Source organism: Amycolatopsis sp. NPDC114505, assembly GCF_055633615.1.
Window position 1 is genome coordinate 3356912 of record NZ_JBVKDV010000001.1, and the last position, 16998, is coordinate 3373909.

General features: G+C 72.1%; 20 protein-coding genes. 13 read left to right on the top strand and 7 right to left on the bottom strand.

The genetic code is table 11. From position 1 onward, the window contains the following. The 5 genes from ACZ7OU_RS16635 to ACZ7OU_RS16655 are packed head-to-tail and all read right to left on the bottom strand — an operon-like array spanning window position 1 to window position 4391. Entirely contained in the window at window positions 1–1749 is a 1749-nt protein-coding gene (locus ACZ7OU_RS16635; protein ID WP_470255648.1) for an ATP-binding response regulator, read from the bottom strand. Beyond that, window positions 1746–2774 carry an ATP-binding SpoIIE family protein phosphatase gene (locus tag ACZ7OU_RS16640; protein ID WP_470255649.1) on the bottom strand — a complete coding sequence of 343 codons (1029 nt, stop codon included), beginning with the start codon at window positions 2772–2774 and terminating at the stop codon, window positions 1746–1748. The genes ACZ7OU_RS16635 and ACZ7OU_RS16640 overlap by 4 nt, the downstream gene beginning before the upstream one ends. Then, on the bottom strand, window positions 2771–3181 hold the full coding sequence (locus ACZ7OU_RS16645) for an anti-sigma regulatory factor (RefSeq protein ID WP_470255650.1): 411 nt from the start codon (window positions 3179–3181) through the stop codon (window positions 2771–2773). Before ACZ7OU_RS16645 ends, ACZ7OU_RS16640 begins: the two co-directional genes overlap by 4 nt. Next, window positions 3178–3543, bottom strand: coding sequence for an STAS domain-containing protein (locus ACZ7OU_RS16650; protein ID WP_470241066.1), 366 nt, complete (start codon window positions 3541–3543; stop codon window positions 3178–3180). Before ACZ7OU_RS16650 ends, ACZ7OU_RS16645 begins: the two co-directional genes overlap by 4 nt. Then, window positions 3543–4391, bottom strand: coding sequence for an STAS domain-containing protein (locus tag ACZ7OU_RS16655; RefSeq protein WP_470255651.1), 849 nt, complete (start codon window positions 4389–4391; stop codon window positions 3543–3545). The genes ACZ7OU_RS16650 and ACZ7OU_RS16655 overlap by 1 nt, the downstream gene beginning before the upstream one ends. 153 nt (window positions 4392–4544) lie before the next feature. On the opposite strand from ACZ7OU_RS16655, the gene ACZ7OU_RS16660 reads away from it, so the two are divergent. The 11 genes from ACZ7OU_RS16660 to ACZ7OU_RS16710 all read left to right on the top strand — a co-directional run bounded on the left by ACZ7OU_RS16660 (window position 4545) and on the right by ACZ7OU_RS16710 (window position 12755). After that, entirely contained in the window at window positions 4545–4907 is a 363-nt protein-coding gene (locus tag ACZ7OU_RS16660) for an STAS domain-containing protein (protein WP_470241064.1), read from the top strand. Beyond that, the gene (locus tag ACZ7OU_RS16665; protein ID WP_470255652.1) at window positions 4904–5332 is read left to right on the top strand and encodes an ATP-binding protein; all 429 of its coding nucleotides are present in this window, start codon (window positions 4904–4906) and stop codon (window positions 5330–5332) included. Before ACZ7OU_RS16660 ends, ACZ7OU_RS16665 begins: the two co-directional genes overlap by 4 nt. Window positions 5333–5482: 150 nt before the next feature. Then, window positions 5483–6877: a LytTR family transcriptional regulator DNA-binding domain-containing protein gene (locus ACZ7OU_RS16670; RefSeq protein WP_470255653.1), complete on the top strand. Its 1395-nt coding sequence runs from the start codon at window positions 5483–5485 to the stop codon at window positions 6875–6877. A gap of 141 nt (window positions 6878–7018) precedes the next feature. Continuing rightward, complete coding sequence (locus ACZ7OU_RS16675) at window positions 7019–7210, top strand: hypothetical protein (RefSeq protein WP_470255654.1); 192 nt, start codon at window positions 7019–7021, stop codon at window positions 7208–7210. Window positions 7211–7308: 98 nt separating this feature from the next. Further along, a complete protein-coding gene (locus tag ACZ7OU_RS16680) occupies window positions 7309–7770 on the top strand; it encodes an MSMEG_3727 family PQQ-associated protein (RefSeq protein ID WP_470255655.1) in 462 nt (153 codons plus the stop codon). Between the two features lie 13 nt (window positions 7771–7783). After that, window positions 7784–9484 (top strand): PQQ-dependent dehydrogenase, methanol/ethanol family, encoded by a 1701-nt coding sequence (locus tag ACZ7OU_RS16685; protein ID WP_470241058.1) that lies wholly within the window; start codon window positions 7784–7786, stop codon window positions 9482–9484. Between the two features lie 35 nt (window positions 9485–9519). Continuing rightward, entirely contained in the window at window positions 9520–9615 is a 96-nt protein-coding gene (gene pqqA / locus ACZ7OU_RS16690) for a pyrroloquinoline quinone precursor peptide PqqA (RefSeq protein ID WP_470241057.1), read from the top strand. A gap of 81 nt (window positions 9616–9696) precedes the next feature. Next, complete coding sequence (gene pqqD / locus ACZ7OU_RS16695) at window positions 9697–9981, top strand: pyrroloquinoline quinone biosynthesis peptide chaperone PqqD (protein ID WP_470241056.1); 285 nt, start codon at window positions 9697–9699, stop codon at window positions 9979–9981. Then, window positions 9974–11050 (top strand): pyrroloquinoline quinone biosynthesis protein PqqE, encoded by a 1077-nt coding sequence (gene pqqE / locus ACZ7OU_RS16700; RefSeq protein WP_470255656.1) that lies wholly within the window; start codon window positions 9974–9976, stop codon window positions 11048–11050. The genes pqqD and pqqE overlap by 8 nt, the downstream gene beginning before the upstream one ends. Before the next feature lie 137 nt (window positions 11051–11187). Next, window positions 11188–11523: a YciI family protein gene (locus tag ACZ7OU_RS16705; protein ID WP_470241054.1), complete on the top strand. Its 336-nt coding sequence runs from the start codon at window positions 11188–11190 to the stop codon at window positions 11521–11523. After that, a complete protein-coding gene (locus ACZ7OU_RS16710) occupies window positions 11520–12755 on the top strand; it encodes an RNA polymerase sigma factor (RefSeq protein WP_470241053.1) in 1236 nt (411 codons plus the stop codon). The genes ACZ7OU_RS16705 and ACZ7OU_RS16710 overlap by 4 nt, the downstream gene beginning before the upstream one ends. 115 nt (window positions 12756–12870) lie before the next feature. On the opposite strand, the gene ACZ7OU_RS16715 is transcribed toward ACZ7OU_RS16710, so the two are convergent. Beyond that, window positions 12871–13854 carry an RNA polymerase subunit sigma-70 gene (locus ACZ7OU_RS16715; protein ID WP_470241052.1) on the bottom strand — a complete coding sequence of 328 codons (984 nt, stop codon included), beginning with the start codon at window positions 13852–13854 and terminating at the stop codon, window positions 12871–12873. Window positions 13855–13918: 64 nt separating this feature from the next. After that, on the bottom strand, window positions 13919–14080 hold the full coding sequence (locus tag ACZ7OU_RS16720) for a MerR family transcriptional regulator (RefSeq protein ID WP_470255657.1): 162 nt from the start codon (window positions 14078–14080) through the stop codon (window positions 13919–13921). On the opposite strand from ACZ7OU_RS16720, the gene ACZ7OU_RS16725 reads away from it, so the two are divergent. Together ACZ7OU_RS16725 and ACZ7OU_RS16730 are read left to right on the top strand one after the other, a co-directional pair. Continuing rightward, on the top strand, window positions 14069–14671 hold the full coding sequence (locus ACZ7OU_RS16725; protein WP_470255658.1) for a siderophore-interacting protein: 603 nt from the start codon (window positions 14069–14071) through the stop codon (window positions 14669–14671). The two genes, ACZ7OU_RS16720 and ACZ7OU_RS16725, sit on opposite strands and share 12 nt — an antisense overlap. A gap of 372 nt (window positions 14672–15043) precedes the next feature. Then, window positions 15044–16975 (top strand): LamG-like jellyroll fold domain-containing protein, encoded by a 1932-nt coding sequence (locus ACZ7OU_RS16730; protein WP_470255659.1) that lies wholly within the window; start codon window positions 15044–15046, stop codon window positions 16973–16975. Window positions 16976–16998: the final 23 nt, after the last annotated feature.

Sequence of the window (16998 nt, forward strand, 5' to 3'; positions counted from 1 at the left end):
TCACGTCCTCCGCACTACAGCGAACGCTTCTCCGACCGCGAGCTTGACGGTTTCGGCGGAGATCTGCGACTTGAGCAGCAGGGCCGCGCGCAGCCCGGCCGCGGTGAGGTCGAGCCCGTCGGGGACGGCCGAGGTGACCACGACGACGGGCAGGTCACCGTGCTCCGCCTTCGCCCGGAGCACGGTGAGGACCTCCCGGCCGTTCATGCCGGCCATGGCGAGGTCGAGGAAGACCACGTCGGGGCGGAACCCGGACAGCGTCTCCAGGGCTTCCCGGCCGTCGCCGGCCACCCGGACCTCGGGGGAGAGCTCGGCGATCCGGCGGGTGAACTCGTCGCGGAACACCGGGTCGTCGTCGACCACGAGGACGCTGCCGAGCGCGGTGATGTCGCCGCCGTAGGGCCGGGCGGGCAACCGCAGCTCCGCCGTGGTGCCCCGGCCGACTTCGCTGGTCAGGTCGAGTTCGCCGCCGAGGATCTCGGCCAGCTTCCGCGCGTAGGACAGTCCCAGCCCGGTGCCGGAGGTCTTCGCCTGCAGCTTGTTCCGGACCTGGTGGAACTCCTCGAAGACGCGCTCGAGCTGTCCGGCCGGGATGCCGATGCCGGTGTCGGTCACGGTGAAGCGGACGTGCTCGTCGCCGGTCGCGGTCACCGAAACCCCCACCGAGCCGCGCTCGGTGAACTTGATGGCGTTGGAGAGCAGGTTGCGGAGGATGCGCACGAGCATGGTCTCGTCGGTGACGAGCGTGGCGACCTCGGCGTCGTCGATGCGGAGTTCGACACCGGCCGGGACGGTCGACCGCAGCACGCCCTCCAGGTGCAGGAGCACGGCGCGGACGTCGACGGGCGTCGGCTGGGGGACCAGCCGGCCGGATTCGGCCTTGGCTGTGTCGAGCAGCTCGTTGACGAGGGCGAGCAGGGTTTCGCCGGAGTCGTTGATCAGCCGGACCTGGCGGCGCTGGTCGCCGGTGAGCGGTTCGGATCCCGCGGCGCCGAGCAGGCGCGCGAGGCCGACGATCGAGTTCACCGGCGAGCGGAGCTCGTGGCTGATGTTCGACCAGAAGCGGGTCTTGGCCTCGTTGACGGCGGCCAGCTGCGTCGTCTTCTCGTTGATCTCGGCGTAGAGCGCCACCACGCCGCGGTTGGTCTCTTCGAGCTCTTCGGAGAGCTCCTTGTACAGCGCGACGACGCCCTGGTTGGTCTCTTCGAGCTCCTCGTTGAGCCGCAGCAGCTCCCGCCGCTTGCTTTCGAGGTCCTCGAGCGCGCTGAGCAGCTCCTGGTTCTGCGCGCGCAGCTCGTCGAGCGGGCCGGCGGCTCTGCCTCCGGCGAGCCGTTCGCGCAGGGCGTCGAGAGAAATGTCCATGGGCGCTGAACCTGCCGTCGTGCCCTTCGTCATGGTCATGGTGGCGCGGCCGGCCTCGTGGGTGGTGGCGACCTCGTCCATCAGCCGGGCCATGGTGTCACGGCTGACGTCCAGGACGTCGTCGGCGGGCGGCCCCTGCCAGGTGAACTCGATCGCCAGGCCGCGGGCCGGCGTCGAGACGAGCAAGAAGACGACGGTCGCCTCGATACCCCCGCGCACCAGGTCGCGGCCGACGTCGCTGAGGGCGGTGGCCACGCGGACCTGGTCCTGCCGGTCGAGGCCGATGGCCCGGGCCGTTTCCCGGCCGTACTGCCGCATCGCGAACACACCGGACTCGGCCGACAAGGCCATCCGCAGCAGCTCGTTCGCGCGCCGCCGGGAGGTCATGGCCGCGGCTTGCCGACGAGGACGCCCGCGTCGTCGTTGTTGCGGGCACCGGCGTCGCGCACGAGGGCGGCGGCGATCACCAGCGGGGTGCTGTCGAACAGGGCGGTCCACTGGCCGGGGCGCCACTTCTCGGTCAGCCCGTCGCTGTGCAGCACGACCGCGGCGCCCGGCGGCAGCTCGTGGTCGAACGCGCGGATCGTGCGGGCCTGGTAGCCCGCGATCCCGGGCACCGAGATCATGCCCTGCTTCCGGTCGCCGAGGACGACGGACGCGGCGATGTTGCCCAGCCCGGCGAAGCGCACCCGCCCCTCGGCCGGCGCGAGGTCGGCGACGGCGACGGCGCCGCCCCGGCTGCTGCGCAGCGCCGCGTGGATCGCGGCGATCACCTGTTCCGGCGGTTCGCCGGCCGGCCGCTCGCAGAAGACCCGGACGGCTTCCCGGGCCGCGCTGGCCGCCAGCGGGCCGTGCCCGGAGCCGTCGCACATCATCAGCCGCAGCCGGCCGTTCGCGCGCATCACGGCGTAGGCGTCACCGCAGACGTCTTCGCCGGTGATCGGCCGGGTCATCCCGGCCGCGTCGTCGTCGGCCAGGTCCACCGCGGCCGGCCGGAACCGGGCGGTGACGATCGTGCCCTGGCCGGGCTCGGAGAACACCGTCACGGCGTCGGAGAGCCGGTGCACCGCGCCGAGCCCGACCCCGAGGGTGCCCGCGGTGGAGTGGCCGTCCGCGATCGCCGCGGCCGGGTCGCCGATGCCGGGGCCGCGGTCGGTGGCGACGACCTCCACCGCAGCGTGGGTGGTCGCGCGGACCGACCGGACCAGGAGCGTGCCGTGCTCCGCGTGGCGGTCGAGGTTCGTGGCCAGCTCCGTGACGACGATGCCGACCTCGGCGGTCCGCCGCTCGGAGAACCCGAGCCGCTCGGCCAGGCCGGTGGCGATCCGGCGCGCCCGGCCGGTGGCCGTCGGATCGTCGACGGCCACCCAGGCGACGTCCTCGGTCACCGGCAGGCAGTCGGCGGAGGTCATCGCGACCACTTGACCACGGTCACTTCGGTGCCCCGGCCCACCTCGGTGTCCAGTGCGAACTCGTCCACGAGCCGGCGGGCCCCGCTCAGGCCGAGGCCGAGGCCCTTGCCGCTGCTCCAGCCGTCGGCCAGCGCGAGGTCGGTGTCGGGGATGCCGGGGCCGTCGTCGTGGAAGAGGGCCTTGACGCCGGTGCGGCGGCCGTCGTCGACGAGCTCGATCCGGGCATGCCCGCCCCGGCCGTAGACCAGGGTGTTGCGGGCGAGCTCGCTGGTCGCCGTGACGAGCTTGGTCTGGTCGACGAGGGACAGCTTGATCCGCTGGGCGAGGGAGCGCACCGACTGGCGGACCCGGACGACGTCGGAGTCCGTCACGATGGGGATCTCCTCCGCCTCGCCGGCCGAGGTCATCTCCGGGCCGCCCGGAGCCCCTGCAGGATCGCCATGCCCTTTTCCAGGTTCAGGGCCGTGCGGACGTCGCCGAGCGTGAGGCCGAGCTCGACGAGCGTGATCGCGACGGCCGGCCGCATGCCGACCACCACGGTGTCGGCGTCGAACAGCCGTGACAGCGACGCGATCGTCGCGAACATCCGCCCGATGAAGGAGTCGACGATCTCGACCGCGGAGATGTCGATCACCACCCCGGACGCGCCGGTCGTGCTGATCTTCTCCGCGAGGTCCTCCTGCAGCGTGAGGACGCTCTGGTCCTCCAGGTCGACCTGGATCGAGACCAGCAGGATGTCGCCGATCTTCAGGATCGGGATCCGCTCCATCAGGCGGGCCTCTTCTCGCCGTGCACGAGCTCCACGCCTTCGAAGCGCAGGGCGTGGCGCAGGGCGTCGGCGAGCGTCGCCTTGGTCGTGATGTCGCCGAACTCGATCCCGAGCGCGACGATCGTCTGGGCGATCTGGGGGCGGATGCCCGAAATGGTGCACTCGGCACCCATCAGCCGCGCCGCGACGACGGTCTTGAGCAGGTGCTGCGCCACCTGGGTGTCGACGGCGAGGACGCCGGTGATGTCGATGATCGCGTGCTGGGAGCTCGTCTCGACCAGGCTCTCGAGCAGCTTCTCCATCACGACCTGGGTGCGCGCCGAGTCCAGGGTGCCGACCAGGGGCACCGCGAGGACGCCTTCCCACAGCTTCACGACCGGGGTGGTCAGCTCGAGCAGCTGCTCGGACTGCTCCCGGATGATCTCCTCGCGCGCGGCCGCGTACGACTCGAACGTCCACAGGCCCAGCCCGTCGAGCAGCCCGGAGAACGCCATGAGCCGGCGGAACACCTCGGGGTCGTCGTCGTTTTCGGTGAGCTCGAAGACGGCCTGCTTCAGCGCGAAGACACTGGCCGCGGTTTCGGTGGGGCTGAACCCCTGGCGCGCCCGGTTCCGGGACAGGTCGGCCAGGAACGCCCGGATTTCGCGTTGCCGGTTATCGTGGAGCCCGGCGGCGGACTCGTCCGCCACCGGCAGCAGGATGGTGAACAGGTCGCCCAGTTCGCGCCGCAGCTCCGTGGTCGTCATGCGCCCGCGCAGGCCGGCCCCGGCCAGCTCGGCCCAGCGCTCGACCAGGCTCTCGCCGTGTTCGCGCAGCAAATCCGACAGCTGCCCCTGACCCGCAGTCATCCAGAGTCTCCTCGCCTTCGGTACGTCCGCGAACTTTAGCCTGGCGGCCCGCCCGGCCGGGGTTCCCGGTACCGGCCGATCCCCCGCGGGGCGCGGAGACCCGGCCCGTAGGCTGGCGGGGTCGGCGCGTGCGCCGCGGAAAGGGGCCGAGCAGTGGACGAGGGCGAGCCGGTGGTCCTGCGCATCTCGCACCGGCGGGCCGGCGCGGCCCACGTGGTCGAGGTCGCCGGGGAGATCGACGCGGGTACGGCTCCCGAGTTCCGCCGTGAGCTCGCCCAGGAGAGCGTGGACACCACCGCGGCCGAGCTCGTCGTCGTCGACCTCACCGAGGTCGGGTTCATCGACTCCGCGGGGCTGACCATCCTCGCCGGGCTCCACCGCCGCAGCCGCGAACGCGGCGTGGGCGTCAAGGTCGTCGCGAGCCAGTACGCCGTCAAGCGCGCGCTGAACATCACCGGGCTCGACGAGCTCATCCCCGTCGTCGCCGACCTGGCCGAAGCCCTGCCGGCCGAATGACCGGCCACCCCGGAGACGGCGACCCGGCGCTGTACGACCTCCACGGCACGGGCTCGGGCGACCTCGCCGCCGTCCGCCGCTGGGCGGCCCGGCAGCTGGGCGACCTGGGCGAGCCGCACCGCGAAGACGTCCTCCTGGTGCTGAACGAGATGGTCCAGAACGCGTACGAGCACGCGGGCGGCGCGCGCCGGCTCCGGCTGACGCGCCACGCGGAGCCGTGCGAGGTGACGATCGGGGTGGAGGACAACTCCCCGACCCCGCCCCGGCTCCGGGCTTCGGCCGGGACCGGCTTCGGCGGGCGCGGCCTGTACCTCGTCGACCGGCTGGCGACCGCGTGGGGCTCCCGCGACGACCTGCCGGTGGCCGGCAAGACGGTGTGGGCCAAGGTTTCGTGCACCCTGGCGCACCAGGAACCCTGCCGCTGAGCCGGATCCGGCGTTCCGGCTGCGGCGATCGGCGGTACGGGTTCCGCTGGCCGAGGGATGTGCTCGACCGCGCGGCGAAGCCTACGGTGGGCATACCGATCGTGACGCGGTGACGAAACAGCTGTCACAGGCCGAAGGTGGTTACCCACCATGATGGATGCACGTCGGTTCGACGGGAGCGCGGCGAACCCCGGTGGGGACGCCGTGTTCGAGGCGTGGGAGCGGTTCGTGCGCGGCGAGGACCAGGTCCCCGGCGTCCGGCCCGTCGTGGCCATCTCCTGGCACCGCTGCCGGGAGCGGTACCGGGTCGACCCCCACCTGACCGAAGCCCCGGTCGCCGCCGGCGACCGCGACCACACCCCCGAGCACGACGTCGTCTTCGCCGAGCTGGGGTTCCGCGCCGCCTCCGTCGCGCACGAGATGGGCAGCCTGCGCGGTGTCGTCAGCGTCACCGACGCCGCCGGCCGGATCCTGGCCGAGTGGGGCGACCAGGCGACGCTGGCCCGGGCCACCGACTTCAACCTGGCTCCCTGGTTCTGCTGGTCCGAGTGCGCGGCGGGCACGAACGGCATGGGGACGGCCCTGGAAGCGCACGGCCCGGTGCTGATCAGCGGCGCCGAGCACTGGTGCCAGGCGTTCCACCACTGGGTCAGCGCGGGCATCGCCGTGCGGAACGTGGTGACGGGGGAACCGATCGGGGGCCTGAACCTCTCCTGCTGGCGCAACCGGCTGCCCCCGGCCGCGGGCGGCTGGCTGGCGAACGCGGTCGCCAAGACCCAGCGCGCGCTGAAACGCCGTGCCCGGGACAGCGGTGCCGAGCTGGTCGCCGCCTACACCCAGGCCGGCGCCCGCTCCGGCGCGCCGCTGGCCGCGGTCGACACCGCGGGCAAGGCGGTGATCGCGGACGACACGGCGAGCGTGCTCATGGGCGTCCCGGCCGCCACCCCGGCCGTCGACGCGACCCTGCGGTGGAACCCCGGGCTGCCGGAGCTGATCGCCGCCGCCCGGCACGCCAGCAAACAGGCGGCGGGCAACCCCGGCTGGGTCGGCTCGACGCGGATCTTCACCCACCTCGCCGACGAGCCGACGGCGATCAGCATCCGGCCCGTCTTCTCGTCCGCGAACCTGATCGGGCACTTGATCTCCTTCGGCGTCTCCGAAGGAGAGCAGTTACCCCCGGCCGAGCGGCCCGCGCGTCCCCGCGAGGAGCCGCGCCGGCTGGTCGGCGTGCGGGACAACCGGATGGTGCTGCTGCGGCTGCCGGAGGTCTCCCTCGCGGAGTCGGAGGGCAGCGACGTGTGGCTGTCGACCGCGCAGGGGCGTCTGCGGGCCGCGTCACCGAGCCTGGACAAGCTCGACACCGAGCTGGCGGACGACGGGTTCCTGCGGGTGCACCGCCGGTACGTCGTCAACCTCAGCCGCATCCGGGAGGTCGAGCGCGGGCACAAGGGCGAGCTGTGGCTCGTCATGGAAGACGGGACGGACGAGCTGGTGCCGGTCTCCCGCCGGAACGCGCCGGCGGTGCGCCGCGCGCTGCACCTCTGAGACCCGGAGGTCCGGCGTGGGTGACAGCGTGCGCGCGTGGTGGCCGGACCGGCTCGACCTGACGGTGCTGCGGAAGCACCCCGCCGGGGCCGACCCAATGGGAACGCGACACAGGAGTGGACCGACGCGGAGTCTTTCGCCGTGCTCGCACCGTTCTCCGACGGATTCCGCGGCTACGAAGGAAAAGCGCCGAACCCGGAGCGGCGGCTGGTCGAGCGCGCGAACCACGGGCAGTCGCCGCCGGGCGTCTTCACGTCCCGGATCGGCCTGCTGAGCAACGACTTCTTCGTGCACCTCGACCGCCAGTGGGGCCCGATCGGCTGTGAACGGTAGCCGGTCGCTGACGAGCGGTGCGAGCCCCGTTCGCCGGCCGGCTCCGGCGTACCGTGCTTTGTTCCGGCACGAAATCGGCGCGAGGAGGACAAAGGCCGATGACGAGCATTCAGGAGCGTACCGACCTGCTCAACAAGATCGGGCTGGACGCGCAGAACAAGGCCGCGCTGGGCGCGGTGCTGGGCACCGGCACCATCGGCCAGGCCGTCGAGGGACGGAACGGCCGGCTGCAGGCCACCATCCGGATCAACCCGGACGAGCTGACCTGGGATCCGTCCATTTTGGTCATGCCGCGCGGCGGCGAGATCGACCTCGAGATCATCAACGACGACCGGAACACCCACTGCGCGCTGCTGCCGAGCAACGGCGACCGCAAGTTCCTCTGGCTGGTCAACCATTCCCGGGGTCGCGCGACGCTCGACCTCGACGGGCCGGGGTACTACTGGTTCAGCTCGCCGACGGGCAACGACGAGGGCCGGGGCCTGACCGGGGCGATCGTCGTCCTCGGGGACGCGCCGCCGGAAGCCCGCCTCGACCGGCCCCAGCAGCCGCGGCCGTAGGGAGGAACAGGACATGACTGTCGAGTACGTCGACGCGGGCGAGGCCATCGACCAGGGCACGCTGAGCGGCAAGGTCGCGGGCGGTGAGGTCGCGCCGCCGGTGGTGGCCCGGCTCGGGTACGAGCGCATCCTCAACGCCCGCGAGGAATCGCACAACTGGATCACCTACTACGGCGCCTACGACGGGCAGCGCTACAGCACGCTGGACCAGATCAGCACCGAGAACGTCAAGCGGCTCGTCCCCGCGTGGATCTTCCAGGCCGGCACGACCGGCCTGATCGCGGGCGCGTCGACCTACTCCTTCGAAGCCGCGCCGATCGTCGTCGACGGCGTCATGTTCCTCTCCGGCTGGGACGGCTGGGTGTGGGCGCTCGACGCGAAGACCGGCGTGGAGATCTGGCGGTACAAGCACGCCGTCCCGTTCGACGTGTCCCTGTGCTGCGGGAACGTCAACCGCGGGGTGGCGGTCGCCGCGGGCAAGGTCTACTTCGTGACGGCGAACGCGCGGCTGGTCGCCCTCGATGCCACCACCGGCAAGCGGGTGTGGGCCAAGACCTACGGCGACGTGCGCGCCGGCGAGAGCGCCACCGTCGCTCCGCTGGTCGTGAAGAACCTCGTCATCGTCGGGAGCTCCGGCGGCGAGTTCGGGGTGCGCGGTCACCTCGACGCGTTCGACCTCGAGACCGGCGACCACCAGTGGCGCTGCTACATGGTGCCGAAACCCGGCGAACCCGGCTCGGAGACCTGGCCCACCGAGGGCGAGGCCTGGGCGCGGGGCGGCGCGAACTGCTGGCTCACCGGCACGTTCGACCCGGAGACGAACCTGCTCTACGTCGGCACCGGTAACCCGGCGCCCGACTTCGACGGCGAAGTCCGGGAAGGCGACAACCTCTACACCGACAGCATCGTCGCCGTCGACGTCGACAGCGGCCGGATCCGCTGGCACTACCAGTGCACGCCGCACGACCTGTGGGACTACGACAGCATCGCCGAGTGCATCCTGTTCGAGCACGACGGCCGCAAGCTGCTCGGGCACTTCGACAAGAACGGCTACTTCTTCGTCCTCGACCGCACGAACGGCTCGCTCGTGCGGATCACCCCCTTCGTGGACCGCATCACGTGGGGCGCGATCACGCGCGACGGCAAGGTCACGGCCAAGGTGTACCCGGAGAAGGAAGGCGAGCCGGTCCACTTCTACCCGGGTCCGGCCGGTGCCAAGGAGTGGACGCACGCGTCCTACAGCCCGAAGACGGGGCTCTTCTACGTTCCGGTGCAGGACACCGGGGCCACGGCCACCCGGCGGCGCCGGGAGTTCCGGGAGAGCATCCCCTACTGGGGCGCGGGTGTCGCGGTGGACATCGACGACATGGCCGGCTCGGTAAGCGCTTTCGACGCGACCGGCGAGGAGAAGTGGCGCTGGCGCAACGAGCTCCCGATGTGCGCGTCGACGCTCGCCACCGGTGGTGACCTGGTGTTCGCCGGCGAGCCGTCGGGTGAGTTCAACGCGCTCGACGCCCGCACGGGCGAGCTGCTGTGGCAGTTCCAGTGCGGCAGCGGGCACCACAGCAGCCCGACGACGTACTCGGTCGACGGCAGGCAGTACATCGCCGTGCCGGTCGGCTGGGGCGGCTGGGCCGAGGGGTTCCTGCCCGGCATGCTCGGCGCGGGCCACGGCAGCGCCCTGATCGTCTTCGCCCTCCCGGAAACGTCGTAGGGCTGCCCGCGCAACGGGGCGGAGGAGGTGAAGCCATGGAGTCCGGAGTCGTGGTGTGGGAGACGCCGGAGTTCGACGAGATCGCCGTCGCACCGGAGGTGACGATGTACGTCGGCCTGCTGGACGACTAGCGGCCGGGGCGCCGGGCCGATGGGTCCGGCGCCCTCCCCGCGCGAAAGCCCGATGGCCGCCATCGACCGAGCCCATCCGGAGTGACCGTGCCCGAAGTGTCCACAGTGGATCGTCCCCGATTGGCGCGCCACGTCCGGTTGGGCTTCGACCGGGCCCGGGGGCGGCACGTCCTGCTGCTGCCCGAGACGGTCGTGGTGCTCAACGGCACCGGCGCGGACATCCTGGAGCTGTGCGACGGGCAGCGCACGGTGGCCGGGATCGTGGCCGAGCTCCAGGTGCGGTACGGGAGCGTCCCCGGCGACGAGGTGCGGCGGTTCCTGACCCGGCTCGCCGCCCGGCGCTGCGTGGAGCTCGCCGATGGATAGCCCCTTCGGGCTCCTGGCCGAGCTCACCTACCGCTGCCCGCTGGCCTGCGCGTACTGCTCCAACCCCCTCGACCTGGGCGGCTACTCCGACGAGCTGACCACCGGCGAGTGGCGGCGGGTGCTGCGCGAGGCCCGCGACCTGGGCGTCCTGCAGTGCCACCTCTCCGGTGGCGAGCCGCTGCTGCGGCGCGACCTCGCCGAAATCGTCGCCGAAGCCCACGGGCTCGGCCTGTACACCAACCTCGTCACCAGCGCCGTCGGCTTCTCGCGGTCCCGGGCCGAGCGGCTGCGCACCGCCGGGCTCGACCACGTGCAGGTCAGCGTCCAGGCCGACGAGCCGCTGCGGTCCGACCGGATCGCCGGGACCCCGTCCTTCCGGCGCAAGATCGAGGCCATGGCCCTGGTGAAGGAGCTGGGCTGGCCGCTCACCCTGAACGTGGTGCTGCACCGGCGGAACATCGACCGCGTCGCCGAGCTGCTCGCGCTGGCCGAGGACGTCGGGGCGGACCGGGTGGAGCTGGCCAACACCCAGTACTACGGCTGGGCCTGGCGCAACCGCGACGCGCTGCTGCCGGCGCGGTCCCAGCTCGACGCCGCCGAGGCCGTCGTCCGGGCCGCGCGCGAACGTTTGCGGGACCGCATGGACGTCCTCTACGTCCTGCCCGACTACTACGGCCGTTACCCGAAACCCTGCATGGGCGGCTGGGCGTCGCGCCAGCTGACCGTGGCGCCGAACGGTGACGTCCTGCCGTGCCCGGCTGCGCAGTCCCTGCCGTTGCCGCGAGCCAGTGTGCGGGCGGACTCGCTGGACCGGATCTGGTCCGAGGCACCGGTCATGACGGCGTTCCGGGGAACGGACTGGCTGCCGGATCCCTGCCGGAGCTGCGCCCGGCGCGACGTCGACTTCGGCGGCTGCCGCTGCCAGGCGTTCCAGCTCACCGGCGACGCGTCGCGCACCGACCCGGTCTGTCACCTCTCGCCCGACCACCACCTCGTCGAGCGGGCGATCGAGACCGCGAACGGCAGTCAGGCTCGGTCGGTGCCCCGCCGGAGAAATCACGACGAATAAATGTCCCTTTTCCGGACGGATTCCGGCCGATTCCGGCCGATTCCGCGGTGGCCCGCCGCCGGGGTCGCGGGAAGGGCGGAAACCCGGCAGTGGCATTCTGGCCTGGTTGATCCTGACACCAGAGGGGATGTTTCCGGATGCAGTTCCTGCTTTCCGTGGTCCACGACCAGGTCGCCGTCGCCGTCCCGGAGGAGGAGGCCGCGATCGACGTGTTCAACGACCAACTCCGCGCCGGGGGGAACTGGGTGTTCGCCGGTGGGCTCGGGCTGCCCGGCGACGCCGCGGTCATCGACAACCGGGGCGAGGCGGCGGTGCTCACCGACGGCCCGTTCGTGGAGTCCAAGGAGTACCTCGCCGGCTTCTGGATCATCGAGGCGCCCGACTTCGATGTCGCGCTGAAGCTCGCGACCGAGGGGTCGAAGGCCTGCAACCGCAAGATCGAGGTGCGCCCGATCCTGGTCGAGGGCGCGTGAGCGACGTCCGTGCGGCGATCACCCGCGCCCACCACGAGGAGTGGGCCCGGGTGGTCGCCGCCCTGACCAGGCGCTTCGGCGACCTCGACATCGCCGAGGAGGCGGCCGCGGAGGCGTTCGCGACCGCCGTCGAGCGGTGGCCGGCCGACGGCGTGCCGCCCAACCCCGGCGCCTGGCTGACCACCACCGCCAACCGCAAGGCCATCGACCGGATCCGGCGCGAGAACAAGCGTGACGACAAGCAGCAGGAAGCCCAGTCGGCGTACGACGGCGACCCGGCCGAGCCGCTCGGCGCCATCGACGACGACCGGCTCCGGCTGATCTTCACCTGCTGCCACCCGGTACTGGCGCCGGAAGCCCGCGTGGCGCTGACGTTGCGCATGCTGGGCGGCCTGACCGTGCCCGAGATCGCCCGCGCCTTCCTGGTCGCCGAAGCCACGATGGGCCAGCGGATCACCCGCGCGAAGGCCAAGATCAAGGCGGCGCGCGTCCCGTACCGGGTGCCGTCCGCCGAAGACCTCCCCGCCCGCGTCTCCGGTGTGCTCGCCGTGCTGTACCTCGTGTTCAACGAGGGTTACCTGGCCACCGGCCCCGACACCGACCCGGTGCGCCACGACCTGACGACCGAGGCGATCCGGCTCACCCGCCTGATCCGGGGCCTCCTGCCGGACGACGGCGAGGTGGCCGGGCTGCTGGCGCTGATGCTGCTCATCGAGGCCCGCCGCCCGGCCCGCGTCTCGGCCGGCGGTGAGCTGGTCCCGCTGGCCGAGCAGAACCGCGGGGAGTGGGACGCGACGCTGATCGCCGAGGGCCACGGGCTGGTGCGCGAGCGCCTCGCGGCGGCCGCCGCCGGGATCCCGCCGGGCCGCTACCAGATCCTCGCGGCGATCAACGCGGTGCACACGTCGGCCCGCGAGATCGGCGACACGGACTGGTCCCAGGTCGTCGCCCTGTACGACCAGCTGGTCCGCGTCGACCCGGCACCGACGGTCGCCCTCAACCGCGCGATCGCGGTCGCCGAGCTGGACGGCCCGGACGTGGCACTGGCGGCCATCGACGGGCTGGGGGACACCCTGGAGGGGTATCACGCCCAGCACGCGACCCGCGCGGAGCTGCTCCGCCGCCTGGGCCGCAGCGACGAGTCCCGCGCGGCGTACGACAAGGCGATCGAGCTGGCGGGCAACACGGCGGAGACCGCGTATCTGACGCGCCGTCGCGACCAGCTGGGGTAGGCGCGCCGGCAGCGGTCCGTACCCTCGCCGCGCGACGGCCGGGAGTGCGGACGCCGGTGCCGGAGCCGCGCGGCTCCAGCCGAACGCGCCGTACCACTCCGCCGCGGCCGCCGGACTACTCCGTGCCGTCCGCCAGGAGGCGCTCCGGCAGTCCGAGCCGCGGGAACCGGTCGTCGTGGAACGTGATGATCTCGGCGATCGCTCCGCCCGTGACGCGCAGGACGTCGATCGTCAGCGGCAGGTACGCGCCCTCCTGCTGCCGCCAGTGGTAGAACCCCACAGCGGGCTGCCGGTTGACCGACGTCGCGACCGCGCGCAGCCCCGTCATGCTCTCGAAGCCGCTCTCGACCCAGTCGCTCACCACCGCTTCGCGGCCGAGGTGCAGGCCCGGCGTCGGCGGCATCGAGCACCGGACGTCGTCCCGCAGCAGCGCGGCCAGCCCGGCGACGTCGGTGGCCACGCTGGCCTCGGTGTAGCGGCGCACCAGCTCGCGCGTCCCGGCGTCCTCCTCACCTCCGGTCCAGTCCTGCCGCTCGGCCGGCAGGTGCGCTCGCAGGCCGGCGCGGGCTCGCTGCAACGCGCTGTTCACGGAGTTGACGGAGTCCCCGAGCAGCTCGCCGACCTCCTTGGCCGGCCAGCCGAGCACGTCGCGCAGGATCAGCACGGCCCGCGGGCGTGGCGCGAGGTGCTGGACCGCGACCAGGTAGGCCAGCTCGATCGTCTCCCGGGCCAGGGCGACGGACTCGGGCTCGTCCGCGTCGCCCGCGGGCAGCTCGTCCAGCAGCCGGTCCGGGTAGGGCTGCAACCACGGCACCTCGCCGCCGGTCGCCGGCTCCGGGCGGCACTTGGCCAGCAGGTCCAGGCAGGCGTTGGTGGCGATCCGGTACAGCCAGGCGCGGAACGTCGAGCGCCCCGCGAAGGTCTCCCGCCGTCGCCAGGCACGCAGGAACGTCTCCTGCACGGTGTCTTCGGCGTCCTCGAACGACCCGAGCATCCGGTAGCAGTGCACGTGCAGCTCCCGCCGGTGCCGCGCGGTCAGCCCCGAAAACGTCGGCTCGTCGACCTCGCCCGGCTCCGCCTGCCGTGGTTGCGCGCTCATCACGTCATCCTTCCGCCTCGTCGTGTCCCGTCACAGGTAAGACGGGAGCGGGCGCGACAACTCATCACGGCGGCGGGATGCGGCCGGCGATCTCCTGCCGGTCCTCGAGCTTGAGCGGGCACTCCAGCGCGTGCTCGATCAGCTCCTGCGCCTCCTCGATCCGGCGCTGCCCGCCGGCGGCCCTGGCCGGCGCGAGGAGGCCCACGCTTTCCCAGTGCCGCAGCACGTGCGTGGCCACCCCGAACCGCCGGGCGAGCTCCGGCTCACCGGGGTGCCCGGCCTGCGCTGGACGCCGGGCCAGCACATCCGGGTCCGGGTCGGCACGCTGACGCTGCGCACCTACTCGATCTGGGACTACGGCGACCACCTCGACCTGTGCGTCCTCGACCACGACGGCGCCGGGCCGGGCGCCCGCTGGGCCCGCGAGGTCCGCCCGGGCCGCCAGGTGTCGTTCTTGAAGCCCGAGGGCCGGCTCGTACCGCAGGAGGGCGCGCCGTACCACCTGTTCGCCGGGGACGCGACGGCGTCGGTGGCGTTCGGCGCGATGATGCGCGCACTGGCCGCCGACGCGCCGGTCCACTGCGTCATCGAGGCGGCCGACCGGTTGCCGATGCCCCGCGAGGTCACCTGGACGGACAACCTCCTCGCCACGCTCCCCACGCTGGACCTGCCGGCCGAGCCGGGCATCGCGTACGTGGCCGGCGAGGCCCGCACGTGCCAGGCGGCTCGCCGTCACCTGGTGCAGGACCGCGGCTGGCTGCGCCGCTCGGTCGTCGTCAAGCCGTTTTGGACGCCCGGAAAGCGTGGGATGGACTAGGAGCGGCCCTGAGGTCCCGGCAGAGTCTCGGCAGGACTCGTTCACGACGTTCGGGCCGGCGATCCCCGGGGCGCTGCCACCTCCGCATCGAGCGGCGACTTGCCGAACGTGCTGTCCCATGAGTCATTCCGGCACCGGCGCCCGGCGCAAGCCCGGCCGTCGCACGGCGGGGTACGCATCGTCACGCCCAGGACCGACGCCGGCGCGGGCGGGTCCGGGCTGGAGCTGCGCGACGGCGAGCCGGGGCCGGCGATCACGGGACAGGAATTGTCGCCGTGAACAGGCCACCTGGTGTTCGCATGGGCTCAAGCAGGCGCGCATAGCGTCCGGGGCGCTGGAGAATTCTCCCCGAAAACCTGAATGAGGCACATCATGCGCGAAAACCAGGCGGGCCCGAACCGACGGTCCTTCCTGCGCAACGCGGGCTTGGCCGGTGTCGGTGCGACGGCGCTGGGTGCGCTCGGCGCCGCACCGGCCGGAGCCGACACCGCGATCAGCGCGGACAGCGCCACCAGTGGGAACAAAGGAAGGTGGAACCCGGATGGCGAGAGCCTCCAGTTCACCGTCGCCGTGATGCCGGACACCCAGTACCTCTACTGGGGCAGCCAGAACAGCATCAACCCGGAGCCGCAGGAAGCCTCGCTCCGGTACGTGATCGAGAACAGCGGGAAACCGGACAACAACGTCGTCTTCCTGGCCCACCTCGGCGATCTGACGCAGGACGCCGACGTCACGTCGTTCCAGGCCGTGGACAAGACCTTCAAGCCGGCCGACTCCGCCGGCGTCGCCTACAGCGTCCTCGCGGGCAACCACGACGTCTCCGGTGACGACACCCGCGGCACCACGCCGTACCTGCAGACGATGGGGCCGCAGCGGTTCCGCCGGCAGAAGTCGTTCCTCGGCTCCGACGCGAGCGGCTACAACACCGCGCACGTCTTCCGCGCCGCCGGGCGCGAGTGGCTGCTGCTGGCCATGGACTGGCGCACGTCGGCCGCGGGCTTCGCTTGGGCCAACGATGTCATCAAGAAGCACCCGAAGCTGCCGGTGATCCTCACCTGCCACGAGATCGTCGCGCCGACCTACGGCGACGAGGTCTACCCGTACGAATCGGGCGACGCCGAGAACAACGCCGAGATCACCGGCTACGGCCAGACCGTCTGGGACTCGCTGATCAAGGACAACGACCAGGTCTTCCTCACGCTCAACGGCCACTACTGGCCCTCGGGCCGGATGACGAAGAAGAACACCGCCGGCAACGACGTGCACCTGCACATCACGAACTACCAGAACCGGTACATGAGCGGCGGCGGCATGCTGCGCCTGTACCACTTCGACCTCGAGCGCGACACGATCGACGTCGAGACGATCTCGCCGTGGATCCTCGAGAAGGACCCCGCGAAGCGCAACCGCATGGAGGTGCTGGAGTCGCGGCTCACCACTTCCGTCGACCGCTTCTCCATGCCGTTCGACTTCGAGCGGCGCTTCGCCGGCTTCATCCCCGTGCCGGTCCGCCCGGCGCGGCCCGCGAACAAGGTGCTCGTGCCGGGCACGCTCGCGTACTGGCGCTTCGACAACGTCGGCGCCAACGGCAGCGCCGTCACCGCCAGCCAGCAGGTGCGCGACCTCTCGGGCCACGGCAACGACCTCACGCTGCAGTCCGTCGCCGGCACCGCCCCCGACGCGCTGACCTGGACCGACGACCACCACCCCGACCAGCCGGGCCACGCCAGCCTCCGGTTCGTCGGCGGCCGGAGCCCGGTGCACGGCGCGTACCTGACGACGGGCTCGCGGGCGCCGCTGAACACCGAGACGTTCAAGCGCGGCTACACCATCGAGACGTTCGTCAAGATCCCGCGCGACTGGGACGGCGGCACCAACGGCAACATGCCCGTCCTGGTCCGCCGAGGCGCGTCCGGCGACGCGGGCAAGCACGGCAAGAACACCGACCCGAAGGAGCCGGTGGCCCAGCTCATGACCACGAACAACGGTCGTGAGGTGCAGTTCAACTGCTACCCGCTCAGCCAGACCTACCCGACCACCAACTGGAGCCACGGCCTGGCCGAGGACCAGTGGTGGCACATCGCGGTCGTCAACGACGGGCACCGCACCACGGTCTACGTCGAAAGCTCCCCGGTGGCGGACAACCCCTTCACCGACTCCGTCGGCATCGCGTCCCTCGGCCTCACCTGGCTCCTGGGCGGCCACGAATACGGCGGCGCGCTCGACAACGTGTTCCACGGCTGGATCGGCGACGTCCGGATCGTCGGCCGCGCGCTGCGGCCGGCCGAGTTCATGACCGAGTGAACCACCGGCAGCGGGTGACCCGG